Origin of the sequence: Peptacetobacter hiranonis (assembly GCF_008151785.1) — a bacterium.
Classification (GTDB): domain Bacteria; phylum Bacillota; class Clostridia; order Peptostreptococcales; family Peptostreptococcaceae; genus Peptacetobacter; species Peptacetobacter hiranonis.
Genome location: NZ_CP036523.1, coordinates 1,304,436 through 1,328,622, shown reverse-complemented (window position 1 = coordinate 1,328,622; position 24,187 = coordinate 1,304,436). Strand labels below are relative to the sequence as shown.

Below are 24,187 nucleotides of genomic sequence, written 5' to 3'. Positions count from 1 at the left end.
GAAGGTGAACGTATATGGCTATATTAGTAAGAAGCAATGTTGAAATAGAAGTAGACGATAGATTAATAGATACATATACGGCTCAAGGGTTCGTGGTTTATAATCCCGAACCTTCAAAAGCCGTAGAAGAAATTGAAGAAGTAGCAGCGGAAACAGTTGAAAAAGATTTAAGCGAATTAACGGTAAATGAATTAAAAGCACTAGCAAAAGAAAATGGGTTCGAGGGATATTCGAATCTAAAAAAAGAAGAATTAATAGAAATGCTTAAAGATGAATAATCAATTAGAAGAAGTAAAAATGCTTTTAAACATTGACGATGATTCGAAGGACAACATTATAAAGTTTTACTTGAATAAAGTAAATGAAGCTATTAGAGATTATACACGTATTCCAGAGGATGAAGAACTTCCAACTATATTGTTATCATTAGCAACTTTTAAAGTTGAAGGAATAATGAAAGCGAAAGAATTAAACAGCAATAACCAATCGCAAGGACAAACAAGCATAGCACCACCCGGAACTATTAAAAGTATAAGCACCGGAAAAACTACTATAACTTATCAAGACACAGTAGGGGACACGGCTATTTTTAACTTTGGAAATAAAATGTCGAGTGATTCTTTATTCAGTAAAGAAGAAAAAGCTACTATGAATCGACATAGGAGAATGAGGTTTTATTAATGAATGAGGCAGATATATTAGCGACACTTTATACAGATACTTGCGATATTGAAAGAAAGGTAAGTTCAGTGAATCCGGATACAGGAGTTACAAATAAGAGGATTGAAAAGGTCGAAACAGGTCTTAGATGTCGAATAGATGAGGAACAATCGCCGGTTCTACTAGAAAATGAAATGCAATCTTTTTATACTACATACACTCTTTTTACTTACCCAAATGCAAATATAAAGAAGGGTGATTTTATAACAGTTAATCATTTTGGAGATACTTATTATTTCCAGGCGTCAAAACCATTCCGATATTATAACCACATAGAAGTTACACTAGAACTCAAGGAGCGATAAAATGGCTGACATCGATGATTTAATAAGAGATTTGAATAAAATCCAAGAAAATAGCGAAAAAGCTATGAAAAATACAATTATGAAAATATTATCCGATGCAAATGAGATAGTAGTTGATAAAACGCCCGTTGGAGATACAGGAGACCTTCATAAAGATTGGAATATTGAAGTTGATGGTAAAAAAGGAATGTTGTTCAACGACATGGAATACGCACCACACGTTGAATTTGGTCATAGAGTCAGAGGTGGCGGTGGTGGAGGTAAAAAGAGAAGAAAAGGAAATAAAAAGAAAAAAGTTAGAGAAAAAGGAAGAAAGGACGGAAAAGCGAAAGGGTCGCCGGTAGAAGGTGTCTATATGCTTAGAGATACAATGAATCAAATAAAAAGTAATATGGACTATTACGGTGAGTATTACATAAAAGAATTGGGGTTAGAAAATGATTAAATACAGAGAAATTTTAAATACAGTTACAAAAATGTTATATCACACACACAATAATATACCTATTTTTACTAACTCCGAGGAAATGAGTGATAGTGAATGTTTTTACGTTTCAATCAATCCTAGTGTCAACAAAACAGATAGGCGATATAGTAATTACCGTTTAATTTATGTTGATATTAAATATTTTTTAGATGAACACGATGATAAAGCTAAAGTTTATGATATGGCGTCTGATTTGGATAAGTTATTTAATAGCTATATAGAAGTAAATGATAGAAGAATTAATATTAAAAACAATAATATTAAATTTTTGAAAGATGATATAAGCGATTACTTGTATTATTCAATTGAATTAGAGTTCTATGACGTTAAGGATCTAGAATTCAAACCTAATAAATTAATGCAGCATATTGATATTAAAAGGGAGGAGATTAAATAATGGGACTTCCAGAAATTAAGATAAGTTTCAAGGAGATAACAAAAAGGCTACAAACAAGAGCCGGGCGCGGTATAGTAGCAGTAGTACTTAAAGATACAAAAAACCTTGGAATAACAGAAATAAAAAATGAAAAAGATATACCAACGGAACTAACACAGGCGAATAAAAAGCTAGTTAGTTCCGTTTTTTTAGGCAATACGCAAGATAGAAATGAAGGCGGAGTACTTACTGAAGTAACATACAAACCTTCAAAAGTAGTTTTAGCAGTTATAAATTCAAGTGGCGAAACTATAGACAACGCGTTCAACTTACTAGAAAATAAAGAATTCAATATACTATGTTATCCGGACGCAATTGAAAGTGACAATACAAAAATAATATCTTTCATAGAAAAAATGAGAGAAAACGGCGTTGATGTAATGGCGGTTATATCGTCAGCAACTCCACCGGATAAAGAATATATAATCAATTGGCAAACTGACAACGTTGAAGTTGACGGCGAAAAAGTATTAAAAGCGAAGTACTGTGCAAGAATATCCGGACTTATAGCCGGAACGCCTTATGCACAATCAGTAACATACGCAATCCTAAATGATGTAACAACAATACCGGATATAACTAACGTTAATGCAAATGCAGCAGTAAACGAAGGTAAACTTATTGCAATAAATACAGCCGGTGCGGTTAGAATTGCGAGGGGCGTAACTTCTTTAACAACTACAGACAACCAGGTTAAAGGAAAATCATTCAAGAAGATAAAGATAGTGCAAACGTACGACTTTATAAACAATTCGGTTAGAAAAGTTATCGTTGAAAATTATATAGGTAAAGTACCGAATAGTTATAGTAACAAATGCTTACTTATGAATGAAATAAAACTATTCTTAGACGAGTTAGTTAAAGAGGGATTAATAAAAGAAAATCCAGTTGTTGAAATAAACATGGATAAACAAAAAGAATACCTTAAATCAATAGGCGTAAAAGTCGATGATATGAAAGAAAGTGAAATAAGAGAGGCGGACACAGATTCTTACGTATTTATAACTATGCGAGTTAAAGGCATTGACGCAATGGAAGACTTTGACATAGCGGTGGAGGTGTAAGAGTATGGCTGAAGATTATAGAGCTATATTAGACGCAACTAAAATACAATCAGGGACATACGGTGAATTATGGTGGGATTCAGAATATATGTCAGAGGCGAAAGCAATAGATATAAAGGACGAATTCGAAAAGGAAAGTATAAAAGTTGTAAGAGATAGAAGGGTAAAACATAAGACACTAGCGGTTGAGGGTAAAGGTTCAGTAACACTTTACAAAATCAACAGTTTTGCAATAAAGAAACTAAAAGATTTTTCTTTAGGGAATGCAGAGGAACCGCGATTTACACTTATGACAAACTTAGATGATCCAAGCGGACTTGGTGCAGAACGTTTAATATTTAATGGCGTTATGTTCGACGATTTAACATGGGTTAAAACTGAAGTCGGAACACTTGGTGAAATAGAATTACCGTTCACTTATGAAAGTGTAGAAATAGTTAGTTTAGTTTAATTAATTGAGATTTAAGAGGACGACTTGTCATCTTTTTTTATTTAGGAGGGTGACACAATGGCAAACAATAACAAAATAAAAGCAGTAGAGAATAAAAAAGCGGACGCACTAGAATTATTAATGGCAGTTGATAATAGTAATTTTGCTAGAGCCAAAAAGCAAATAAAAATGGAAAGACTATCTAAAATGATAGGTCAAGATTTTATAGTAACTATAGAAGAAATACTTCCGGCATGTGCTGAAGCTATATTAGATGTATGTATGGAAATAAAGGCAGACGGAAGCGTAAAAATGAGCAGTAGAAAATTACAGAATATGACAATAATAGAAAGTGTGCTTTATAATGGAGCAAGTCTATTTAAAAATGAAAGGTTAATGAAAAAGTTTGGGGTTAGAATTCCAACTGATTTATTAGAAAAGATAACAACTAAAAATGAAAGAGAAGAGTTATACAACCTTATAGAAGGTTTAGGCGGTGGAGAAGTATTATTTAGTGATGTAAAAAACTAGTTAATTCCTCAGACCGCTATTTTTTGATGTATTATTGCTTCAGATACAATAAAAAATACACCATAAGGGATATATTTGATATGCCGGCTGGGGAAGTAAAAGTATTAACCTATTTTGCCAAGATGGAGATTGAAGAGAAAATGAAGGAAATTGAAAATATGAAATAAAAGGGGTGGCAAAATGGCAGATTATAAATTAACCCTTTTAACAGAGTTTAAAGACAATATTTCAAACAAAATAAAACCGGTTTTAAGTGTTGTCGAAAAAGCAAAAAAAAATAGTAAAATCAAATTCTTAACAGCTATACAAGATAAAGCAAGTCCCAAAATGAAGAGTATTCAAAAGGGATTAGATGTACTAAAAAAAGCTAAAGCTAATATAAGAGTAGACGCAGTTAATGCAAAAGCAAAAATAGAAGAAATTAAAGGAAAATTAAAATCAATAAAAGAAAAAGTTATTCCGACTAGAGTACAAGATAAGGCAAGTCCTGTACTACAAGGTATAAAAGGTAAGCTAATGAGTCTTGCAGCCGGAATAACATTTACAGCCGTCCGGAAGGTCGCTATAGAAGGTATAGGACAAGAACAAACACAAAAAATAACTATAAATAGAGTGTTAGAAAATTCCGGGCAATCTAAAAAACAAGCTAAGAAGTCAACAGACCAATATTATAAATTCTTAGAACAATATGCAAATAAAACACCGTTTAGTACACAGAGTGTTGCACAATTCGGAACGAAAGCAGCTATAATTGAAAAAGGTAATATAAAAGAGGCTAAAAATACAACCGCTTTAATGGGTAACGTAAAAGCCTTCGTGGGCGATATGAGAACAGAACAAGAGGTTGCAGAGGCTTTCTTTAGTGGTTCAACGGGCAACATGGAAATGTTGAATAATATGCTAGGAACCCAATATAAAACATTTGAAGAAGCAAAAAAGGGAATAGCTCAAAACCAAGGTGGTTTAGTAGATGAGATGTCAAAAACCCTTCCAGGTGCAATTTCTACACTACAAGGTGTAATGCAAGTTGGCATTAAAAATATATTTGCTCCGTTTTCGGGTGGTTTAGTTGGCGGATTTACTAAGATAACTGAGGCTATAAATGTTTTAACGCCTATGATAACTAGTGGTTTACAATCTATGTTAGAGCCATTAGCACCATTAGGACAAATGTTTAATGGATTTTTAGATAGTATTATTAATAAATCTCCGGAAACTATGGGGATCTTTTCAATTTTTGGAACTACTATACAAACTATATTCCAAATGATAGGTGCAGTAGTCCGGGCGGTGGGTCCAATTGTGATTAGAATATTACAATTTATAGGGCAAAACGCCGGTGTAATAACTTCTATAATTAAAGCGCTTGGAACAGGTTGGCAATTGGCTTGGACAATCATGGGAACAGCCTTAAAACTTGCATGGTCGATTATAAAGCCACCTTTAGATATGTTAAGTCAAATGCTTATAACTGTAAAAGGGGCAATTGACGCATTGCGTGACGCTTGGAGCCGTGCAATGAACTTTATAAAAAATAACCCAATTACAGCAAAAATAAACCAAGTATTTGGCGGTGGTGGTAAAAAAGGACCTGGTCACGCTTCAGGATTAGCACGTGTTCCGTACGATAACTACCAAACAAGGTTACACCAAGGAGAGCGTGTATTAAGTAGAAGAGAGGCGGACGAATATAGAAATAATACTAAAACGGGAATAACATTCTCTAAATTAGCAGATACGATAATAGTTCGTGAAGAGGCAGATATAGACCTGATTATAAACGGTATAAATAGAAAGATAAGATTAGCAAAACGGGGAGGGGTTTAAAAATGGAAATTTGGTTAAAAGCTGAAAATGAATCTATACGAATCCCCGTTCTACCGCCCGAATTTGAAGTGGAAAGAACGGCGGAATTTGATAATAAAAGAATTGTAAAAGGTAAAAAAATAGATGTGTTTAATGGGGAGGATTTAGCAACCTCAACCTTAGAATCATTTTTCCCTTATAGTGATAATGCTAGTTATTGCGAATATTCCGGAATATCAAACCCATACAGTTATGTTGAAACAATAGAAGGATGGATAGAAAATGGAACAATTATTCGATATATTGTTACGGATACAAGCATTAATATTAGTTGTCGTATTAAATCTTTTACATATAGGGAACAAGACGGAACCGGTGACGTGTATTATAAAATAAGTTTACAAGAGCACAATGAAGTTAAATTTACTAGAACAGTTGAGAATACTAAAAAGCCTACAACTAGCGGAAATAATAAGCGACCAACAAAACCAAAAACGACTAAAGAAAAACGCTACTACACAGTAAAAAAGGGCGATTGTCTATGGAATATAAGTAAAAAATATTACGGAAAGGGTTCAGATTATACCAAAATATTTAATGCTAACAAGGATAAGATTAAAAACCCTTCACTTATATATCCAGGACAAAAGTTTGTAATACCATAAAGGTTAAAAAATGGATCTAGAATTAAAAGTACATTTAAAGTCCGGAGTAATATTAGATTGTACCCAAGCTGTTACAAAAATAGTATGGAGTGGGGATATAAAATCCGCAAGTAGGACGTTAGAGTTTGACGTATTACAAGCAGTAGCAGATAAAGAAATTGAATCAATTGGCGTGAGCGAAGGTGATACAGTTTCTTTTTTTGTGTCCGGAAAAGAAATATTTAGAGGTATTTTGATTGATGTAGACGCAGATAGTTCTAATAATGAAAAGAAATATACTTCTAAAGATATTGGGTATTTATTAAAAAATAAAGTGGCGTTTAATTTTAATAATGTTGCGACCGAAAAAGTAGCAGCAGATGTTATAAAAAAACTTGGTTACAATGCCGGAACTCTAGCAAAGACCGGACAAAAGTTTACTAAGGTTATAACAAAAAGTACAGGATATGACGTAATAATGGCAGCTTATACGGAAGCTAGTGAAAAGACCAAGAAAAAGTACATGATTACAACAACAATTGATAAATTCAATGTAATTGAAAAGGGCGAAAAGGTATTAGAATTACAATTTAATGAAAGTGAAAACCTTATAAAAAGTAAGTTTAAATCAAGTATAGATAAATTGGTAAATAAAGTTATTATTGTTGATAAAAACGGAAATAAGGTTTCTGAAAAAGTTGATAAGGAAACACAAAAGCTATACAACATTACAATTACTGAAATCGAGCAACAAACAGAAGGCAAGACAGATATAAAACCGGAAGATAAATTTAAAAAGGCTGATAAGTCGGCTAGTTTATCCGGATTTGGCGATATTACTTGTGTTAGTGGATATGGTGTTCACGTTAAGGATACACACACCGGATTAATTGGCAAATTCTTTATTGATTCAGACAAACATACCTGGTCGGGTGGTTCTTATATAGTTGATTTAGATTTGAATTTTGAAAATATAATGAATGAAGTAACCATAAGTGAAGGTTCTACAGAAAAAGAAGGAGCAATAGAAGGTGGAGCAACTAGTGTTGGTGGTAGTAGTAAAGCCGTTGATATTGCAAAAACAAAACTTGGCAAACATTATAAATGGGGTGCGACTGGTCCGAATACATTCGATTGTTCCGGGTTGGTTTATTGGACGGCAAAACAGTTAGGGAAAAACGTTCCTAGAACAAGCCGTCAACAATCGACGTATGGTCAAGCGGTTAGCAAGTCGCAATTACAACCAGGCGATTGTGTGTTCTTTGGCTCACCGGTACACCATGTAGGAATATATGTTGGAAATGGAAAATACCTACACGCACCACAAACCGGAGATGTTGTAAAAATAAGTAATTTGAACAGTCGTGGAGATTTCCACAATGCAAGAAGGTTTCTTTAGGAGGGAGTTAAATGAAAAAGAATTCACGTGATCCTTCAATTGAATTATTGGAAAATATGAGAGAAGAAGGAAAATATTTTAATATTCAAGAGTGTTTTTTAGGTGAAGTTATATCCGGAGTACCTAATTTAAAGGTAAGATTTGAAGATATAGAACTAACTTCTAAAGAACTTTATATATTGCAAGGTGTAAAAGACAGAAAAACAGCTTCTATTGAATCAAACTATAGATTCGAATTAAAGAAGGGTGACAAGGTTGTAATCTTACAAATAGCAAATTCTTATATTGTAGTAGACAAGGTGGTGAAATTGTAATGGCGGATAATAATTTTTTTCCGTTTATAGGAACGGAAAGTGACTACATACCGGAAACAAATAACGAATTGCCGTTATATCGTGAATTTGCATGGGATTTCGCAAAAGATGATTTTATAAAAGATAATTCCGGAGATTTTAAAATTGTAGAGGGAAAAGAAGCGTTGCAAGTTTGGATTTACCACGCCTTACATACAAACCGTTATGAACATGAAATATTTTCATGGGATTATGGAACGGAATTAATTACATTGGTAGGTCAAAGGTTTACTAAAGGATTAACCGAATCCGAGGCGTTTCGATACATAAAGGAAGCGTTGTTAGTTAATGAATATCTATTAAGTGTTAAAAAAAATAGTATAGTATTTGACGGCGATGTATTGCATATAGATATAACAGTAAAAACAGTGTATGGGGAGGTGCGTTTAGTTGTATAGTAACCAAACCTATGAAAATATAAAAGATAGAATTTTAAATGATGAAAATATAAAGAAAACCGGATTAGCAATAAACGAGGGTTCATTGATTAATAGCACCGTTTCGGCTTTATCAGTAGAAGAGGCGAAATTGTATATTGATATGATGAACCTTTTTAAATTAGCTTTTATTGAAGAAGGATATTTCGATTACTTAGATAAAAGGGTAAATGAATTCGGGATATACAGAAAAGAAGGGGATTTTGCAACGGGTGAAGTTGAGTTCAAAGGTTCGATAGGAACACAAATATTAAATGGTTCTATTATAAGAATTAATGGATTAGATTATTCAGTGGTAAAAGATGTTACAATTTCCAAAATAGTAGAAGAAAATAAAAGTCCAATCCAGGCAAATGGTGTTGGTGCTAGTTATAACGTTCCTATAGGGAGCATTTTTTTAATAGCAGAAGAAACTATAGGTCTTGATTCTATAGTGGCGACAAGTGAAATAACCGGCGGTATAGATAGAGAAACAGATGAAGAATTAAGGATTAGATTTTACGAAACACAACGCAATCACGCCACAAGTGGAAACGTGGCACACTATGAACAATGGGCAAAAGAATGCGACGGTGTTTTTGGTGCTAAAGTAACACCGCTTTGGAACGGACGGGGAACTGTTAAAGTTGCAATTGTTGGAAGAAAAAATAAACCAGTATCTAAAGATATTATAGATAGGTGCAAAGAACACATTGAAGAAGTTAGACCTATTGGGGCGACAGTTACAGTTGTTACACCTAGTGAGTTGAAAGTTGATATAGCTGCTAACATTACTTTAAATTCGGCATATTCTAAAGAACAAGCTGGGGAAGAAGTGAAAGCTAAGTTAGAAGAATATCTTTTAACAGTAACTGACAAAATATTATATTCGAATGTTTTTGCACTACTTGTAAATTGCGATTCAATAACGGATTGTAATGATGTAAAAATCAATAATGCAGTGTCTAATGTTAATGTAGGCGCCGAACAAGTACCAACAGTAGGAACAATAACTTTGAACGGGGTGATCTAATTGTTAATAGAAAAATACCCAAACTTATTAAAAGACAATGAAACCTTCAAATTAATTCAAAAAGCATTAGAAAATGAAGATGATTTCAGAAAAAGAGCTTTTCAAGATATTCTTAATCAATGTTTTGTAGTTTCAGCAACGTGGGGGTTAGATAAGTGGGAGGAGTTCGCAGGACTTCCAATATCAAGACACTTGAAAACAAGGATAAGAAGGCAGAATATATTAAATGCTTTACAGAATAGAGAAACAACAACATTAAAAGCAATTAAAAGCCTTGTAGAAGGATATTCAGGTGGTGCTTGTGAAGTAACCGAACAAAATAGCGAATATAAGTTTACAGTTAAATTCGTTGGAGTTAGGGGCGAACCCGACACATTGTCAGCTTTACGCGAAGCAATAGAAAGGGTTAAACCTGCTCATCTAACATACGATTTTATATTCACATACATGACTTGGGACGAATGCACACGATACCACAAGACTTGGACGCAATGGGAAACTTTAAACCTTACTTGGAAAGAGTTTGAAAGATATTATCAAGGCTTTATGGTGGACTTCCTAGAATGGCAGATGTTCGATTCTTATAATTATAAATTTAAGAATTGGGACGATATGTTTATAACATGGGAAGACTTAGAAATATACGTTTAAAGGAGGCTGAATAAATGGCAACTAAAACGAAAACAATTGGACTTAATCAATACGTCGGTTCTGATTATGTCAAAATGGCAGATTTTAACGCAGATAATTTGGCGATTGATAACGCATTTAAAGAAGATAGAGCTAAAATGAAGGAAATTGAAGACAATGTAAATGGAATGGAACTTGTTGATTCTAAGATTCGTATAACAGACGCACAGTCGCATTTTACAGGCGAAACACTAGATAAGGTACTAGACGAATTAAAAACAGATGTTTCTTCTATAGAAACAACAGCAAGTGGAACAAGCTACACAGACACGCACACATTAGGAGCTACAGATGTACAAAAAGCAATAGACGCACTAGCTACTAAAGTTAAGGCTTTAGAGACTAAGACACAAACACTAGAACAAGAACTAACAGGACAAGTTACAAAGCTAAGTGGAATTAATACAGAGTTAGAGACAGAGATAGGTAATCCAGTGTAAGGAGGTAGGATATGGCAGATTTAAAAACTACAATAGCACAGACAGAGAATTTAAAAAATAAAGTAAAGTTAGCTAAGGACAAAATAAATGAAACTGTAGTACGGGGGGGTATCACTTCTAAAAGTTTAGAGGAAATACCCAACAACATTAAAAGTATGTTAAGTAAGAATTATAAAAAGATAGCGATATTAAATTTTGAAGATAAAAAACCAAACTTTGTTCCAGAAGGTTCTGAATGGTCTACTACAGATATAGAATTAAATATTTCTTTTATCCCTAATCAAATTTTTGTATTTGTTGGTGGTGGAGCTTATAATGCAGTATTAGATTCTACAAAAAATATATCTGAAAAAACAGGTGTATGGATAAATCGTTTGATGGATAAAATGTATTTAAAAAATTTAAAAAATAAGAGTGTTAGAATTTTTTATAATAATAGTGGCGGGTATTCAGGTGCTTATATTTATCAAATTATTGCTATAGAATAGAGGTGATTAAATGTCTTTGAAGGACACTATAAACAATACAAACACACAGAAAGACAACTTAAAAACAGTTGCAAATAATATAGATAACAAGCTTATCGAATTAGGTGGAGAACAGGCTACAAATTTAGCAGATGTATCAGAAAAAATAGAAAGAATGATTGTGCAGTACAAAAAGTTTGCTATCATAAAGCCCAATGTGTCTTTACCATCACAGAACATTTCTTTTCAACAAACTGTAAAAGTAAACCTTGGTTTTTTACCATCAATAGTATTTGTTGAGATTTCACCACCACCAGAACTAGCGGAAAAACAATATGGTGACAATGTTTTCAGCAACTTAAATTCTTATCATGAGGGGCAACATTGTCGTGGTGAAATTGCTAGTATAACAAAAAATGCAATTAAAATAGATATAAACCCACATTGGTATGGTCAAAGCGGAAGTGCAAAAATAAAAACAATATGGGCTATAGAATAAGAGGTGATAACTATGAGTTTGAAAAAAACTATAGACACAACAGAATTAATTAATTTAAATCTAGAAAAAGTATCTAATAATATAAATGAAAAACTTATTGAAAAGGGAGTTGCGGCAGTAAACTCTTTGAACGAAGTGCCTGACAAATTAGATGAGATGGTTATTCCATTTAAAAAAATAGTAATACTATCACCCAATATAGTGATACCATTTAACACAAGTGGTAACACCACAGAAACTTTTACAAGAACAATTCCGTTAAACTTATCTTTTAAACCAACATACGTTTTTGTTGAAGTAATTCCACCAGGGGATATAATTAACAATGGAATTCATATTTTTGGAGGAACTATAAAATCAAACTATGGAGATGGATATCATACTAGAGGAAAAATACTAACTATAACAAAGGAGTCTGTAAAAGTTAGTATTCAGACAATAAATTGGTCTGGCGCTGGAGGAACTAAACCATCAATATCAAGAGTTTGGGCTATAGAATAATAGAAAGGAGAACATTATGGCAGGATACAAATATATCGGAAAAAGAATTTATTATTTAAAAGTAGATGGTAGAGTTGTCTTAGACACTGGAGAGGCAGAAGGTTGGGTAAATCCAACAACAAGCGAGGACGATTGGAGAATTTACTCTGAATTACAAAAATATAATAAGACAGAAGTAGATTATATAGAGTTACAGTTTGGCGAATTTAAAACAGAATTCGCAGAATGTACTTCTTACAGAGTGAATCCAAACACTAAAGAATTAGAATTTGATTACACACCAGTTCCAGAGCCACCAGAGGTTCCACAGACACCAACTGTACATGAAAGACTTGACGCACTTGAACAAGTCAACGCAGAACAGGACATGTTAATAATGGAAATGTCTGGTTTAATGGTTTAATACACCTTGAAAGGGGGTGAGAATATGATAAAAGCAATAAAAGGAGTGAGAAGTATGATATGGTACAACTTAGCTAAAAGAGTAATATTAGCAGAAAACTATTCTAGTAAAGAAGATATGCAAGCTACAATAGACAAATATTATAGCACAGGCAAAATAACACAGACACAGAAAGAAGAGTTAGAGAGATTATTAAATCAAGCTAACTAGAACAGATAGGGCATAGATTAAGATATGTTCTTTTTTTATGCCCTTTTTTATTAAAAGGAAGTGATTGAATGTTTAATAAAAACAATATAAGTGGTTTATCACATACCACTAAAGAGGAACTGTCTTTCGCAGTTAATAAGTTAAAACCTAACAACGCACTATCTAACCTAACAGAGTATTTCCTAAAGGCAGAAAAGAATTATGATATAAATGCAGTTATTTTACTTTCTATAGCTTGTTTAGAAAGTAATTATGGACTATCTAAGTTAGCAAAAGATAAGAATAATCTCTTCGGTATAGATGCAAGGGATAGCTTACAAGGTAAGCCTAATTACGGGAAAGACTTTGAAACTAAAGAAGATTGTATCGACCACGCAGGGCATAGGTTAGGTATGCAATATCTTAAAAGGGACTCTAAAGCAGATTGGAGATATTGTGGAGGTAAACAAGACATATACTCTGTAGGTAAAAAATGGTGTACTAGGACTAGTTGGGCAGATAGTGTGTTAAGTGTAGCTACTAGACTTGAAAAGGCTATAGAGGAGTACAGAGGGCTTGAGAAGGTTGATTATGAAAAGAAGTATAAAGAGTTAAAAAGTAAATTAGAAGAATTAGTTAAGGAGTTGGAAAATGACTAGAATGACAAATTTTTTAAATAATTTCAATGGCGGAATTGCCGTTTTAGGAACGTGGTTTACATGGCTATTTGGAGGGTGGGACTTGGCTTTAAAAAGCCTTGTGTTACTAATGTGCGTAGATTATATAACAGGACTTGTAAAAGGGTATTTGAATAAAAATTTAAACAGTTTAACAAGTTTCAGAGGAATATGCAAAAAATTATTCATACTTCTAATATTAATAGTTGCGGTAATATTAGACCGAGTAATTGGAAATGATGGATATATATTCCGTACGCTTGTTTGTTTCTTCTACATAGCCAACGAATCGCTTAGTGTTGTTGAAAATGCAAGCGAATTAGGAGTACCAATTCCAAAATCAATTAAAGTTGCATTGGAGCAACTAAAGGAGGAAAATGACTAATGAAATTTAATATAAGTGCAGGACATAACCCAGACGGGAAAATAGCTTGTGGAACAGTAAACAACACTTTAAATATGAAAGAGTCCACTGAGGCTAGATATCAAACTAAAAAAGTTGTTGAGTATTTAAAAGCTGATGGAAATAATGCTAACAACTGTACGGTAGACAATGGTACAGGACAGACTGATGTACTTAACAAATTAAAAACTAAACACAATGCGCATTCTGTAGATTGGAATGTTTCTATACATTTTAATGATACTGACAAAGAGGATCTAAAAGGTAATGAAAAAAATATAGGTGTAGAGGTTTGGTATTTTGATAATAAGAAAAAACCTGCTAGACGTGAAGAATGTAGAAAAAAAGCTGAATTGGTATGTGAAAACTTATCTAAAATAGGTTTTACTAATAGACACGCAAAACCTACAACAGGATTAAGATTTTTAAAAGATACAGTTGATAAGGCAATATTAATAGAAGTTTGTTTCTGTTCTGACGCAGATGATGTGAAGCTTTATAAATCTAACAGAGATAACATAGCAAGGGCAATAGCTGACGCATTAGAAGGTAAAAAATACGTAAAGAGGGATAATAAAATGGATAAAGTTATAGCTTATGTAGGAGATATAGACAAGGTAGCTGCGACTATACTTAATTGGAAATTAAAAGATTATTCTTTAAAAGACGCAAATAGCTTGAAAGGGAAAGAAATTAATAATCTAATTGTAGTTGGTGGTGGTGCTGCTAACTTACTTCAAGGAGCAAAAGAAAAAATAGTTGGAAAAGACAGATTTGAAACAGTGAAAAAAGTTTCCGAATACATAGATAAAATATAGATTATAATATAAATAGTTACTACTTTTTTCATTTTATGTATTGGAAAATACTATTTTCTTAAAAAAGCTACATAGGACGGTTGTTAATCTTCCGTCCTAAAAATTTAAGGGTGTTGCCAAGAGGTTAAGGCGTAGGACTTTGACTCCTATATCGAAGGTTCAAATCCTTCCATCCTTGTTATGTGGAAGGTTGGTCGAGAGGCTTAAGACACAACTTTGCTAAAGTTGAGGCGTACGCGTCCAAGGGTTCGAATCCCTTATCTTCCTTTATATATTTGGTGTATACATATTTTCTCTTATACTATAAAAAATTATCTATCAAAAGAAGAAAGGGGCGTTTGCTCCTTCTTTTTTTATGTAAAAGTTGCCGTAAAAAATAAAAAAAGAAATGATATAATGAAATTATTCAATCTTACTCTAGTGTTATAATATAAATCTTTTTCACGTACTCCGAATTTTTACGGGAAAGAAGGAAGGCTTAAAAGCCTTCTTTTTTTGTATATAATATGAAGAAAAAAGTTGCCGTATATAATGAAGGAAAAATTGATATAATATAAATAGTAGATAGACTTATTGACAAAGGGGTTTCTCAATAACTTAGTGGTAATTTCGAATAATGACACTGTGAGGTTCATTAAACATTTTTAACTTAACACAAAAACTTTGGATGTTATAAAACACAACTTTTCAAAAAAACAAAATGGTTCAGAATTAGAAAAAAGACTAGGGAAAATAATCTCTAGTCTTTTTTTTCTACTTTTTAAGTATTTAAAACTTCCGGATACTTCCGAAAACTTCCGACGGAATTTCCGACGTAAAAACGAAACATTATTTAAAGTAGTTTAACTTAGTTTAACGGCTTTTAAAAAAATAACAAAATAAACATTGAAAAATAGGGATTTGTTTAACCTAGTTTAATCGAGTTTGACGACTTTTAAAAAGTTAAGTTATAATTAAGAATTGTGTGTTATGATAAAATAAAGATATAATATTTTATAAAAATAGTAAAAAGCGGTATAAAACTTATCAAAATTCCACATATAATAAAAATAGCATATTTTTATAATTTGGATTGATAAAATAATACCAAAAAATAAAGGCAAATAGATTATCCTAAAGAATTTAGGGTATTTATTAATTTAGGAATAAAAAAATGGAGGTATGGATATGGAACCAAAGAAACCGAAGAGATCGATTTTTTATTACTATGCTATGATGATGCTTTTCGTAATGCTTCTTAATGTGCTTGTATTCCCAAGTATGCTGGAAAGACAAACAGTTGAGATAACTTACAGCAAATTCGAGCAGATGTTAGACAAAAACGAGATAAAAACAGTTAACTTAGACAACGATAAAATAGCTATAGAGCCTAAGAAAAAAGACGACAGAAACATATATGTAACAGGAAATATGAATGATCCAGAGTTGATTGAAAAATTAAACGCAAAACATGTATCATTCAGCAAAGAAATTCCTAGAGAAAATTCTCCTCTTATGAACTTCTTACTTACTTGGATATTGCCGTTTGCAATTTTAGGTATGCTAGGTAATTTAATGATGAGAAATCTTTCTAAAAAAATGGGCGGAAATTCTATGCAGTTTGGTAAGTCAAACGCAAAGGTTTATGTTCCTGCACAGAGTGGAAAGAGATTTGCAGATGTAGCTGGTCAGGATGAAGCAAAAGAAGCTTTAACTGAGATAGTAGATTATCTTCACAACCCAGCTAAGTATAGAGAAATAGGTGCTCAGATGCCTAAGGGTGCACTTTTAGTTGGACCTCCAGGTACAGGTAAAACACTTCTTGCTAAAGCTGTTGCAGGTGAAGCAGGAGTACCATTCTTCTCAATTTCAGGATCTGAATTTATAGAAATGTTTGTTGGTATGGGTGCTGCAAGAGTTAGAGATTTATTCAAACAGGCTAAAGAAAAAGCTCCTTGTATAGTATTCATCGACGAAATAGATGCTATAGGTAAGAAGAGAGATGGCGCTAATGGTATGGGAGGAAACGATGAAAGAGAACAGACTCTAAACCAGTTACTTAGCGAAATGGATGGATTTGATGGTGGAGTAGGAGTTGTAATACTTGCTGCTACAAATAGACCAGAAAGTTTGGATAAAGCACTTTTAAGACCAGGTAGATTTGACAGAAGAGTACCCGTTGAATTACCAGACTTAAATGGTAGAGAAGCGATACTTAAAGTACACGCAAAAGCAGTTAAATACGATGCAAATATAGATTTCAACGAAATTGCAAGAGCTACATCAGGAGCATCTGGTGCAGAGCTAGCAAATATAGTAAACGAAGCTGCACTTAGAGCAGTTAGAGATGGTAGAAAACAGGTTGAACAGATGGACTTAGAAGAAGCTGTTGAAACAATAATCGCTGGTTACCAGAGAAAAGGCGCAGTTATAAGTCCAAAAGAAAAGAAAATTATCGCATACCACGAAATTGGTCATGCACTTGTTGCAGCTATCAATAAACATTCGGCACCAGTACATAAGATAACAATAATCCCAAGAACTTCAGGTGCACTTGGATATACAATGCAGGTTGAAGAAGGCGAAAAAGTGCTAATGTCTAAGGAAGAAGCAATAGATAAGATAACAACATTCACTGGTGGTCGTGCAGCTGAAGAAATAATCTTCAATATGTGCACATCAGGGGCATCAAATGATATAGAACAGGCTACTAGAATAGCTAGAGCGATGATAACTAGATTTGGTATGAGTGAAGAGTTTGGAATGGTTGCACTTGAAACTCTAAACAACCGGTACTTAGGTGGAGATACTTCACTAGCTTGCTCATCAGAAACAGCAGCTAAAATAGACAAAGAGGTAATAGCTTTAATTGGAGCTTGCCACAAAAAAGCAACTCAGATACTTGAAGATAACATAGACAAACTTCATGAATTAGCAGATTACCTTCTTGAAAAAGAAACAATAACTGGGGACGAATTCATGCGGATACTAAACAATGAAGATTCAGAAAAAGCAAAAGCTCCAGTAGAAGAAGTAGAAGTATCTACAAATAAAGAAGAAAACTAAGTAAATAAGAAAACTAAAATCCAAAATAAAAACATATAAAAAAGACTGTTACAAAATTTTGTAGCAGTCTTTTTTGAATTTAAGAAATAATAATATACGATTTAAAATAATTATTGAATAAATATTGACAATAAGTATATACAAAGTATATACTTATTATAGAAATATAATTATTGGAGGTGTTGTATATGAAAACATTATCAGTTAGTAAATGGGGAAATAGCCAAGGTATAAGACTTTCAAAAGAGATATTAAATCAATTAGGTTGGGGAGAAAATGAAGAAGTTGAAGTTGATATACAAGAAGGTAAATTAAGTTTAAAACCTGTTATAAAAGAAAGTAGACGCCCAAATGTTATACCAATAGAAGAGCTTTTTAAAGATTATGATATGTCAGATTATGAACCTTCAGAAATTTATTGGGGAGAAAGTGTAGGGCAGGAGGTTATAGAGTATGAAGATTAATAGAGGCGATATAATCAAGTTGGATTTAGATCCTGTAAAAGGAGTTGAACAACATGGATTTAGACCAGCACTTGTTATTAGTAATAACTTTTTTAATAAAGTTGCTAAGCTTTTAATAGTAATGCCTATTACAAACACTAATAAAGGTTTTCCATTACATCTGCCACTTGATGATAGAACCAAGACAACAGGTGTAATATTATGTGAACATGCTAGAACAATTGACCCAACAAAAAGAAATGTAAAATTTATAGAAAAAGCACCAGATGATTTAGTTGAAAAAGCTATAGATATTTTAGTTTCTACAATAGAATAGATTAAAATATAGATTAAAATAAAGTATAATATAAAAAGAGCTTCTATCTTAGAAGCTCTTTTTGTTAAAACTAAATTTCTTCAGGATATTTCATACCCCATTCATTTCTTATTTCAGTCATCATATCCATAACATCTTTAGTATAATTCAAGTGCATTATATCATGATTTCCATTTAATGCCTTTTCCATATCTTCAACCTCATATAACAATGCGTTTGAAGTATTTCCAGATTTTATAACTTCCTTGCTGCCATCCTCAGTATATGTGATAACAGCTTCCTCACCTCTAGGATATTCAAAAATCTCAACATATCCCTTATCAAACGCTATAGTTCCACGTTTAGGCTGTTTTGCGTGAAGAGATAGTATCACAGTAGCCATTTCTTCTTCCTTATTTTTCAGAAGAATACTAGCCTGTTCATCGACACCAGTTGGAGCATACCTAACCTGAGATAGTATTTCTGTAGGTTTTGAGCTCATAAACCATCTAACAAATGAAAGTGCATATACACCAATATCAAGCATAGCACCACCTGCTAAATTTCTATTGAAAAATCTATTAGTCATATCGTATTCTTTGTAGCTTCCAAAATTCATCTGAATTAGTTTTAAATCTCCAAGCTTTCCAGATTCTATTATTTTATTAAGCTCTTTGTAAATTGGCATATGGAAAATTGTCATAGCTTCAGCTAAAATGACGTGATTTTCCTCTGCAAGTGCTATAGCTTCATCTAGTTCATTGCTGTTTAAAGTAATTGATTTTTCGCAAAGAACGTGTTTACCAGCTTTTAAAGCTTTTCTCAAATATTCTATATGAGTATTGTGAGGAGTAGAGATGTAGATAATATCCACGTTTTCATCCTCAAAAACATCATCAATCTTATCGTATACTTTTTCGATTCCATATTTTGCAGCGAATTCTAAAGCTTTTTCGTGAGTACGATTTGCGACAGAGTACAGATTATCTCCTCTTGAAATCATCGCCTCTGCAAGCTGATTAGCAATAACGCCGCATCCTAAAGTTGCCCAATTATATCTTTTCATAGAAAAACTCCTTTTTTTAATGGTATTAAAATTTATCTTATTCTGCTTTTATCGTAGTTTAAAATTAGAATAATAAATGAAGGAATCATTACAAGTATAAGCATCAAAATAAATATGATTCTCATAAAAGTTGCCAATAGTTTTTTCATAAAAATCCCTCCCGTATATTGTCTTCAAATATTACAAACTTCCATTACGCAAATTTACAATTTCTTACTATGCAAGGAAGTATTTATTCATAAGCACTCTACCTATAACATCTGTAATCCAGCTATATTTACATATAACATCGTCGTATTCAACAAAAGCACCCTTTGGAAGAGGAACGTTGCTTTCTGTCATAGTTTCAATCAGTGTTATTAGTTTTAATAGCTTTTTCTGATCTGATTCAGAAATTCTTTCGTCGGCAAAAATCATCTTCTTTATATCCAAATAATCTGTATTTTTATTTATATAATAAGATGTTGCAGCATCTGTATTAGTAGAATTTGCATTATTTACGGTATTTTCTGGTCTTTTGTATTCTGCAGGTTTTCTATACTCGTACTGTCTTTTGTATTCAATTTCTTTTTTCTTATCTTCCTCAGTTTCAAAAGCATTGTACTGTTTTATATGCTCTATAGGTGTTGTGTATTTATACTTTTTCTGTTCTACTTCTGTTTCGAAGTTTCCTCTTTTAAATGAAAACTCTGGCATAGCACCTAAATCATCTGCTGGCTGGTCATATTCGATGCCCTTTTGATACACTTCCATAATCATAACAGTTCCAGTTATAAATTCCTTTGCGCATAGATATCCCTTTTCTCCTAGAGAAAGCACAGTTTCCCTTATTTCATCTATATTCATATTTTTTATCTTTTCATCTATAAAATTATCTCTCATTAAAACCTTTCTGTCCTCGATAGCGAACGGTTTTACAAATGAAAGAATATTTTTTTCACTTTGGGTAAGCATTTTTTATCAACTCCTTAAGAAAATTTCAATTTTATTTCTTATTATACTACACTTTTGTGAAAATAATTGAAAAAAACTTGTTAAACTATCATATGTAATTGATGAAAAGAAGAACGAATTTCAGTAATAGGCTTCGATATGGTATACTTGATATAATAAATAAAAAATTTTTAAATTAAAAACAAGTAGGTGAGAGAGATGAAGATATTGGAATTGCAGGAAAATAAAGTTTTAGATGGATTTGAAGAAGGATACGACTCGCAGCGAGATTATGTAATACTGTCAAAAGTTGATGAGTTTTGTAAGATAAAGGAAACTTTAGGGATAAATGAAGAGATCTTTTTCGACTGTATGAGTTTTGACAATTCTATCAGGATAAACCCAAATAAAAGTTTTGATTCTATGACTTTAAAATCTCTCGAATACATAGATGAAGAGATAAGAGAATTTGAGGCTCGTATATACACAGCCGATAATTTTATACTCACTGTGGCTGAGGAGGAGAGCTTTATATATAAATTTATGAAAAATTTGATTTTGAATAAGACTAAGTCTGATAAGAGTACGAGATACGTCTTATACAAAATAAATCAGCACATTATTAAAGAGTATATAATGAATGGTTTTGAGTTTTTGGAGAGATTAGAGGATAGGATATTAGATATCGAGGATGATATGATGGACAATGTAAACAGCAGCCACATTGAAGAGATTAATAAAGTTAGGGCAATTGCGAGAAAGGTTGTTAAAAATATTAGACCGCTTATTTATATAACAGATAATGCTGTAAGCGAGGATGTTAGGTTTTTAAAAGAGGTCGAGCTTGAGGAGTACAACGATATGCAGGGGATAGACTTTGGTATAGATAAGTTGTACGAGTTTTCAATTGCAACGAGAGATTTGGCAGATAAGCTTTTAGATATTTACGACTCAAAGGTCAATGAAAAGACAAACTCACTTATAACAAAGTTGACTATATTAACTGCAATATCAGCTCCACTTACAATAATTACAGGTGTTTATGGAATGAACTTTAAGTATATGCCAGAGCTTGGTATGGCTTATGGATACCCGATTACGATTGGTATAATGATTCTTATAATATTAATCGGAATTCATTTATTTAAAAAGAATGGGATGTTGTAAAATTTATATAAATTATAAAAAGAGATGTGTTATTAAAATAGAGAAAAGAGAGGAAATTTAATGGATATAAGAATAAAACCGTCAAAGCTTTCAGGTGATGTTACAATTCCACCGTCAAAAAGTTTTGCACATAGGGCGCTTATTTGTGCAGCTCTTTCAGAAGGAAAAAGTATTATAAACAATATAGAATTATCAGATGATATAAAAGCAACTCTTGAGGCTGTAAAATCATTTGGAGCAGTTTCAAAAGTTGGCGATACGAGTATAGAAATCGAAGGAATTCGTAAAAATGCTGGAGAAGAAATAGAAACTGACAATGATTTACACATTATAAACTGCAATGAATCAGGATCTACTCTTAGATTTATGATTCCTATAGCAGCAGTTCTTGGATATAAGTGCAGATTTGAGATGAGTGGAAATCTAGGGAAAAGACCTTTAGATGTTTATTACGATATATTTGATAAGAATGGAGTTAAGTACGAAAAAGGAGAAAATTATCTTGAAATAGATGGCAAACTAGGTGCTGGAGAGTATGATATTCCTGGAAATATTAGTTCGCAGTTTATAACAGGGATGTTATTTGCGCTATCAATGCTTGAAGATGACTCAGTTATAAATATATTAGACAATATAGAGTCTAAGAGCTATATAGATATAACTCTTGCAAGTTTGAAGGATTTTGGAATAGAGATTGAGCACGACGAATACAGAAAGTTTAGGATAAAGGGCAATCAAAAGTATAATTGCAAAAGAGAAAATTTAGATTGTAATGAGTACACAGTAGAGGGAGATTTTTCTCAAGGAGCATTTTTCTTGTGTGCCGATGCCATTGGAAACGATGTGAATGTAAAAGGTCTTAGAAGGAACTCAATTCAGGGAGATAAGGCTACTGTGGATATCCTTGAGAGAATGGGTTGCGAGAGAGTTTACGACGAGTGCGACGATATAAAAATGAAGGTAAACTCTTTAAATAGTACTGTTATAGACGCAACAGATTGTCCAGATATTATACCTGTTCTTTCTGTTTGTGCAGCATTTGCAAATGGTACGACAGAGATTGTCAATGCAAAAAGGCTTAGAATTAAAGAATGTGATAGACTTAGTGCGATAAATGAAGAGCTTTCAAAACTAGGTGCAAATATAGAAGAGAGAGAAGACTCTCTTATAATCTACGGAAATGGAAATAAGAAGTTAAAGGGTGGCTGCGAGGTTTGGAGCCACAAGGATCATAGAATTTGTATGATGCTTTCAATAGCGTCTACAATCTGTGAAGAAGAGATAGTTATAAAAGACGCTGAGTGTATTTCTAAATCGTACCCAAGATTTTTTGAGGACTTTGAAAAATTAGGTGGATGCGTTGAAGTGATTGGTGGTGATTTGCATGAGTAGTATGTGGGGAAAAAATTTAAAAATATCAGTATTTGGTGAGTCGCATGGAAGTGAAATCGGCGTTGTTATAGACGGGTTAGAGCCAGGTTTTGAGATAGATTTGGATGAAGTGGAAAGACAGATGGATAGAAGAAAGCCTGGAAAAAATAGGATGTCTACTGCAAGAAAAGAGGATGATAAAGCAAATATTGTGAGTGGATTTTTTGAAGGAAAAACTACAGGGACTCCACTTTGCGCAACTATTAAGAATAAGGATAGAAAATCAGCAGATTATACTCAGATAAGGGATAATTTTAGACCTGGACACGCAGATTATACTGGGTTTGTGAGATATAATGGTTTTAATGATTATCGTGGTGGAGGACATTTTTCTGGGAGATTAACAGCTCCAATTGTATTTGCTGGAGCGATTTGTAGACAGATTTTAGAAAAGAAAGGCATAGAGATTGTTTCTCATATTAAAGCAATAAAAGATATCGATGACAGTAGTTTTGATTACACTAATATAGAGGATAATTTAATTGAAAGGCTTTCATATTCTGATTTTCCACTAATAGATGAAAGTCTTGAAGATGAGATGAAAGCTGAGATTTTAAAGGCTAGAGAAAGTTTGAATTCTGTAGGTGGAAAGATTGAGTGTGCAGTTATCGGAATGGATGCTGGTGTAGGAAGTCCGATATTTGATTCTGTAGAATCTGTTATTTCTAGTATGATGTTTTCAATTCCTGCTGTGAAAGGGATTGAGTTTGGCGAGGGATTTGATATTTCTAAGATGTACGGTTCAGAGGCAAATGACGAGATGTATGTCGATGATAACGGAAATATTTTATCTTATACTAATAATAACGGAGGGGTTATTGGAGGAATCACAAATGGTATGCCAGTTGTATTTACCGTTGCAATTAAGCCAACTCCTTCAATTGCTAGTAAGCAGCGTACTGTGAATGTGGCTGATTTGAGAAGCGATGGAGATGTTAAGAATACAGAAATCGAGGTAAATGGTAGACATGATCCTTGTATAGTTCAGAGGGCTGTGAGTGTTATTGAATCAGCTGCTGCAATAGCTGTTTTTGATATGCTTTATGGAATGTAGATTTTAAATAGTTGATATTTG

General features: G+C 32.8%; 33 protein-coding genes and 2 tRNA genes. 33 read left to right on the top strand and 2 right to left on the bottom strand.

What is annotated here, in order from left to right; all coding sequences use genetic code 11:
• The first annotated feature begins 14 nt into the window (after window positions 1–14).
• The 30 genes from KGNDJEFE_RS06215 to KGNDJEFE_RS06075 all read left to right on the top strand — a co-directional run bounded on the left by KGNDJEFE_RS06215 (window position 15) and on the right by KGNDJEFE_RS06075 (window position 18,536).
• Window positions 15–278 (top strand): Rho termination factor N-terminal domain-containing protein, encoded by a 264-nt coding sequence (locus tag KGNDJEFE_RS06215; protein ID WP_006440372.1) that lies wholly within the window; start codon window positions 15–17, stop codon window positions 276–278.
• Window positions 271–681 carry a head-tail connector protein gene (locus KGNDJEFE_RS06210; protein ID WP_006440373.1) on the top strand — a complete coding sequence of 137 codons (411 nt, stop codon included), beginning with the start codon at window positions 271–273 and terminating at the stop codon, window positions 679–681. The genes KGNDJEFE_RS06215 and KGNDJEFE_RS06210 overlap by 8 nt, the downstream gene beginning before the upstream one ends.
• Window positions 681–1,025: a hypothetical protein gene (locus tag KGNDJEFE_RS06205; protein ID WP_006440374.1), complete on the top strand. Its 345-nt coding sequence runs from the start codon at window positions 681–683 to the stop codon at window positions 1,023–1,025. The genes KGNDJEFE_RS06210 and KGNDJEFE_RS06205 overlap by 1 nt, the downstream gene beginning before the upstream one ends.
• A gap of 1 nt (window position 1,026) precedes the next feature.
• Window positions 1,027–1,470, top strand: coding sequence for an HK97 gp10 family phage protein (locus tag KGNDJEFE_RS06200; protein WP_006440375.1), 444 nt, complete (start codon window positions 1,027–1,029; stop codon window positions 1,468–1,470).
• Entirely contained in the window at window positions 1,463–1,909 is a 447-nt protein-coding gene (locus tag KGNDJEFE_RS06195) for a phage tail terminator family protein (protein ID WP_006440376.1), read from the top strand. Before KGNDJEFE_RS06200 ends, KGNDJEFE_RS06195 begins: the two co-directional genes overlap by 8 nt.
• Window positions 1,909–3,012: a phage tail sheath subtilisin-like domain-containing protein gene (locus KGNDJEFE_RS06190; RefSeq protein WP_006440377.1), complete on the top strand. Its 1,104-nt coding sequence runs from the start codon at window positions 1,909–1,911 to the stop codon at window positions 3,010–3,012. The genes KGNDJEFE_RS06195 and KGNDJEFE_RS06190 overlap by 1 nt, the downstream gene beginning before the upstream one ends.
• A 4-nt stretch (window positions 3,013–3,016) precedes the next feature.
• Window positions 3,017–3,463, top strand: a complete 447-nt coding sequence (locus KGNDJEFE_RS06185; protein WP_006440378.1) for a phage tail tube protein — start codon at window positions 3,017–3,019, stop codon at window positions 3,461–3,463.
• A 57-nt stretch (window positions 3,464–3,520) separates the two neighbouring features.
• Complete coding sequence (locus tag KGNDJEFE_RS06180) at window positions 3,521–3,973, top strand: phage tail assembly chaperone (protein ID WP_006440379.1); 453 nt, start codon at window positions 3,521–3,523, stop codon at window positions 3,971–3,973.
• Between the two features lie 23 nt (window positions 3,974–3,996).
• Window positions 3,997–4,140, top strand: a complete 144-nt coding sequence (locus KGNDJEFE_RS11735) for a hypothetical protein (RefSeq protein WP_170239659.1) — start codon at window positions 3,997–3,999, stop codon at window positions 4,138–4,140.
• 13 nt (window positions 4,141–4,153) lie between these two features.
• Window positions 4,154–5,800 (top strand): hypothetical protein, encoded by a 1,647-nt coding sequence (locus KGNDJEFE_RS06175; RefSeq protein ID WP_006440381.1) that lies wholly within the window; start codon window positions 4,154–4,156, stop codon window positions 5,798–5,800.
• Between the two features lie 2 nt (window positions 5,801–5,802).
• Window positions 5,803–6,444: a LysM peptidoglycan-binding domain-containing protein gene (locus tag KGNDJEFE_RS06170; RefSeq protein ID WP_006440382.1), complete on the top strand. Its 642-nt coding sequence runs from the start codon at window positions 5,803–5,805 to the stop codon at window positions 6,442–6,444.
• 10 nt (window positions 6,445–6,454) lie between these two features.
• Window positions 6,455–7,822: a C40 family peptidase gene (locus KGNDJEFE_RS06165; RefSeq protein WP_006440383.1), complete on the top strand. Its 1,368-nt coding sequence runs from the start codon at window positions 6,455–6,457 to the stop codon at window positions 7,820–7,822.
• A gap of 11 nt (window positions 7,823–7,833) precedes the next feature.
• Entirely contained in the window at window positions 7,834–8,136 is a 303-nt protein-coding gene (locus tag KGNDJEFE_RS06160; protein ID WP_006440384.1) for a DUF2577 family protein, read from the top strand.
• Window positions 8,136–8,573 (top strand): DUF2634 domain-containing protein, encoded by a 438-nt coding sequence (locus KGNDJEFE_RS06155; RefSeq protein WP_006440385.1) that lies wholly within the window; start codon window positions 8,136–8,138, stop codon window positions 8,571–8,573. Before KGNDJEFE_RS06160 ends, KGNDJEFE_RS06155 begins: the two co-directional genes overlap by 1 nt.
• Window positions 8,574–8,658: 85 nt before the next feature.
• Window positions 8,659–9,624 carry a baseplate J/gp47 family protein gene (locus KGNDJEFE_RS06150; RefSeq protein ID WP_148881816.1) on the top strand — a complete coding sequence of 322 codons (966 nt, stop codon included), beginning with the start codon at window positions 8,659–8,661 and terminating at the stop codon, window positions 9,622–9,624.
• Window positions 9,625–10,275, top strand: coding sequence for a putative phage tail protein (locus tag KGNDJEFE_RS06145; RefSeq protein ID WP_006440387.1), 651 nt, complete (start codon window positions 9,625–9,627; stop codon window positions 10,273–10,275). It begins immediately after the preceding gene.
• 14 nt (window positions 10,276–10,289) lie between these two features.
• Entirely contained in the window at window positions 10,290–10,754 is a 465-nt protein-coding gene (locus tag KGNDJEFE_RS06140; protein WP_006440388.1) for a hypothetical protein, read from the top strand.
• An 11-nt stretch (window positions 10,755–10,765) separates the two neighbouring features.
• A complete protein-coding gene (locus tag KGNDJEFE_RS06135; RefSeq protein WP_006440389.1) occupies window positions 10,766–11,242 on the top strand; it encodes a hypothetical protein in 477 nt (158 codons plus the stop codon).
• A 10-nt stretch (window positions 11,243–11,252) separates the two neighbouring features.
• A complete protein-coding gene (locus KGNDJEFE_RS06130) occupies window positions 11,253–11,720 on the top strand; it encodes a hypothetical protein (RefSeq protein ID WP_006440390.1) in 468 nt (155 codons plus the stop codon).
• Between the two features lie 12 nt (window positions 11,721–11,732).
• The gene (locus tag KGNDJEFE_RS06125) at window positions 11,733–12,221 is read left to right on the top strand and encodes a hypothetical protein (protein WP_006440391.1); all 489 of its coding nucleotides are present in this window, start codon (window positions 11,733–11,735) and stop codon (window positions 12,219–12,221) included.
• 16 nt (window positions 12,222–12,237) lie between these two features.
• Window positions 12,238–12,624, top strand: coding sequence for a hypothetical protein (locus tag KGNDJEFE_RS06120; RefSeq protein WP_006440392.1), 387 nt, complete (start codon window positions 12,238–12,240; stop codon window positions 12,622–12,624).
• A 24-nt stretch (window positions 12,625–12,648) separates the two neighbouring features.
• A complete protein-coding gene (locus KGNDJEFE_RS06115) occupies window positions 12,649–12,834 on the top strand; it encodes a hypothetical protein (RefSeq protein ID WP_040410462.1) in 186 nt (61 codons plus the stop codon).
• Between the two features lie 68 nt (window positions 12,835–12,902).
• Complete coding sequence (locus KGNDJEFE_RS06110) at window positions 12,903–13,472, top strand: glucosaminidase domain-containing protein (RefSeq protein WP_006440394.1); 570 nt, start codon at window positions 12,903–12,905, stop codon at window positions 13,470–13,472.
• Window positions 13,465–13,875, top strand: a complete 411-nt coding sequence (locus KGNDJEFE_RS06105) for a phage holin family protein (RefSeq protein ID WP_006440395.1) — start codon at window positions 13,465–13,467, stop codon at window positions 13,873–13,875. Before KGNDJEFE_RS06110 ends, KGNDJEFE_RS06105 begins: the two co-directional genes overlap by 8 nt.
• Window positions 13,875–14,711, top strand: coding sequence for an N-acetylmuramoyl-L-alanine amidase (locus KGNDJEFE_RS06100; RefSeq protein ID WP_006440396.1), 837 nt, complete (start codon window positions 13,875–13,877; stop codon window positions 14,709–14,711). Before KGNDJEFE_RS06105 ends, KGNDJEFE_RS06100 begins: the two co-directional genes overlap by 1 nt.
• Window positions 14,712–14,817: 106 nt before the next feature.
• Window positions 14,818–14,889: transfer RNA gene (locus KGNDJEFE_RS06095), tRNA-Gln, on the top strand.
• A 6-nt stretch (window positions 14,890–14,895) separates the two neighbouring features.
• Window positions 14,896–14,978, top strand: a tRNA-Ser gene (locus tag KGNDJEFE_RS06090).
• 894 nt (window positions 14,979–15,872) lie between these two features.
• Window positions 15,873–17,756, top strand: a complete 1,884-nt coding sequence (gene ftsH, locus KGNDJEFE_RS06085; protein WP_006440397.1) for an ATP-dependent zinc metalloprotease FtsH — start codon at window positions 15,873–15,875, stop codon at window positions 17,754–17,756.
• Window positions 17,757–17,944: 188 nt separating this feature from the next.
• A complete protein-coding gene (locus KGNDJEFE_RS06080; protein WP_006440398.1) occupies window positions 17,945–18,220 on the top strand; it encodes an AbrB/MazE/SpoVT family DNA-binding domain-containing protein in 276 nt (91 codons plus the stop codon).
• Entirely contained in the window at window positions 18,210–18,536 is a 327-nt protein-coding gene (locus KGNDJEFE_RS06075; RefSeq protein ID WP_006440399.1) for a type II toxin-antitoxin system PemK/MazF family toxin, read from the top strand. The genes KGNDJEFE_RS06080 and KGNDJEFE_RS06075 overlap by 11 nt, the downstream gene beginning before the upstream one ends.
• A gap of 70 nt (window positions 18,537–18,606) precedes the next feature.
• On the opposite strand, the gene KGNDJEFE_RS06070 is transcribed toward KGNDJEFE_RS06075, so the two are convergent.
• Window positions 18,607–19,581, bottom strand: a complete 975-nt coding sequence (locus tag KGNDJEFE_RS06070) for a Gfo/Idh/MocA family protein (protein WP_006440400.1) — start codon at window positions 19,579–19,581, stop codon at window positions 18,607–18,609.
• Window positions 19,582–19,797: 216 nt separating this feature from the next.
• Complete coding sequence (locus KGNDJEFE_RS06065) at window positions 19,798–20,535, bottom strand: hypothetical protein (RefSeq protein ID WP_006440401.1); 738 nt, start codon at window positions 20,533–20,535, stop codon at window positions 19,798–19,800.
• Between the two features lie 198 nt (window positions 20,536–20,733).
• Here KGNDJEFE_RS06065 and KGNDJEFE_RS06060 point away from each other — a divergent pair, with 198 nt between their 5' ends.
• Genes KGNDJEFE_RS06060 through aroC form a run of 3 tightly spaced genes read left to right on the top strand, consistent with a single transcriptional unit; the run spans window position 20,734 to window position 24,166 of the window.
• Window positions 20,734–21,681 (top strand): magnesium transporter CorA family protein, encoded by a 948-nt coding sequence (locus KGNDJEFE_RS06060; protein WP_040410463.1) that lies wholly within the window; start codon window positions 20,734–20,736, stop codon window positions 21,679–21,681.
• Between the two features lie 60 nt (window positions 21,682–21,741).
• On the top strand, window positions 21,742–23,073 hold the full coding sequence (aroA, locus tag KGNDJEFE_RS06055) for a 3-phosphoshikimate 1-carboxyvinyltransferase (protein WP_006440403.1): 1,332 nt from the start codon (window positions 21,742–21,744) through the stop codon (window positions 23,071–23,073).
• Window positions 23,066–24,166 carry a chorismate synthase gene (aroC, locus tag KGNDJEFE_RS06050; protein ID WP_006440404.1) on the top strand — a complete coding sequence of 367 codons (1,101 nt, stop codon included), beginning with the start codon at window positions 23,066–23,068 and terminating at the stop codon, window positions 24,164–24,166. Before aroA ends, aroC begins: the two co-directional genes overlap by 8 nt.
• Window positions 24,167–24,187: the final 21 nt, after the last annotated feature.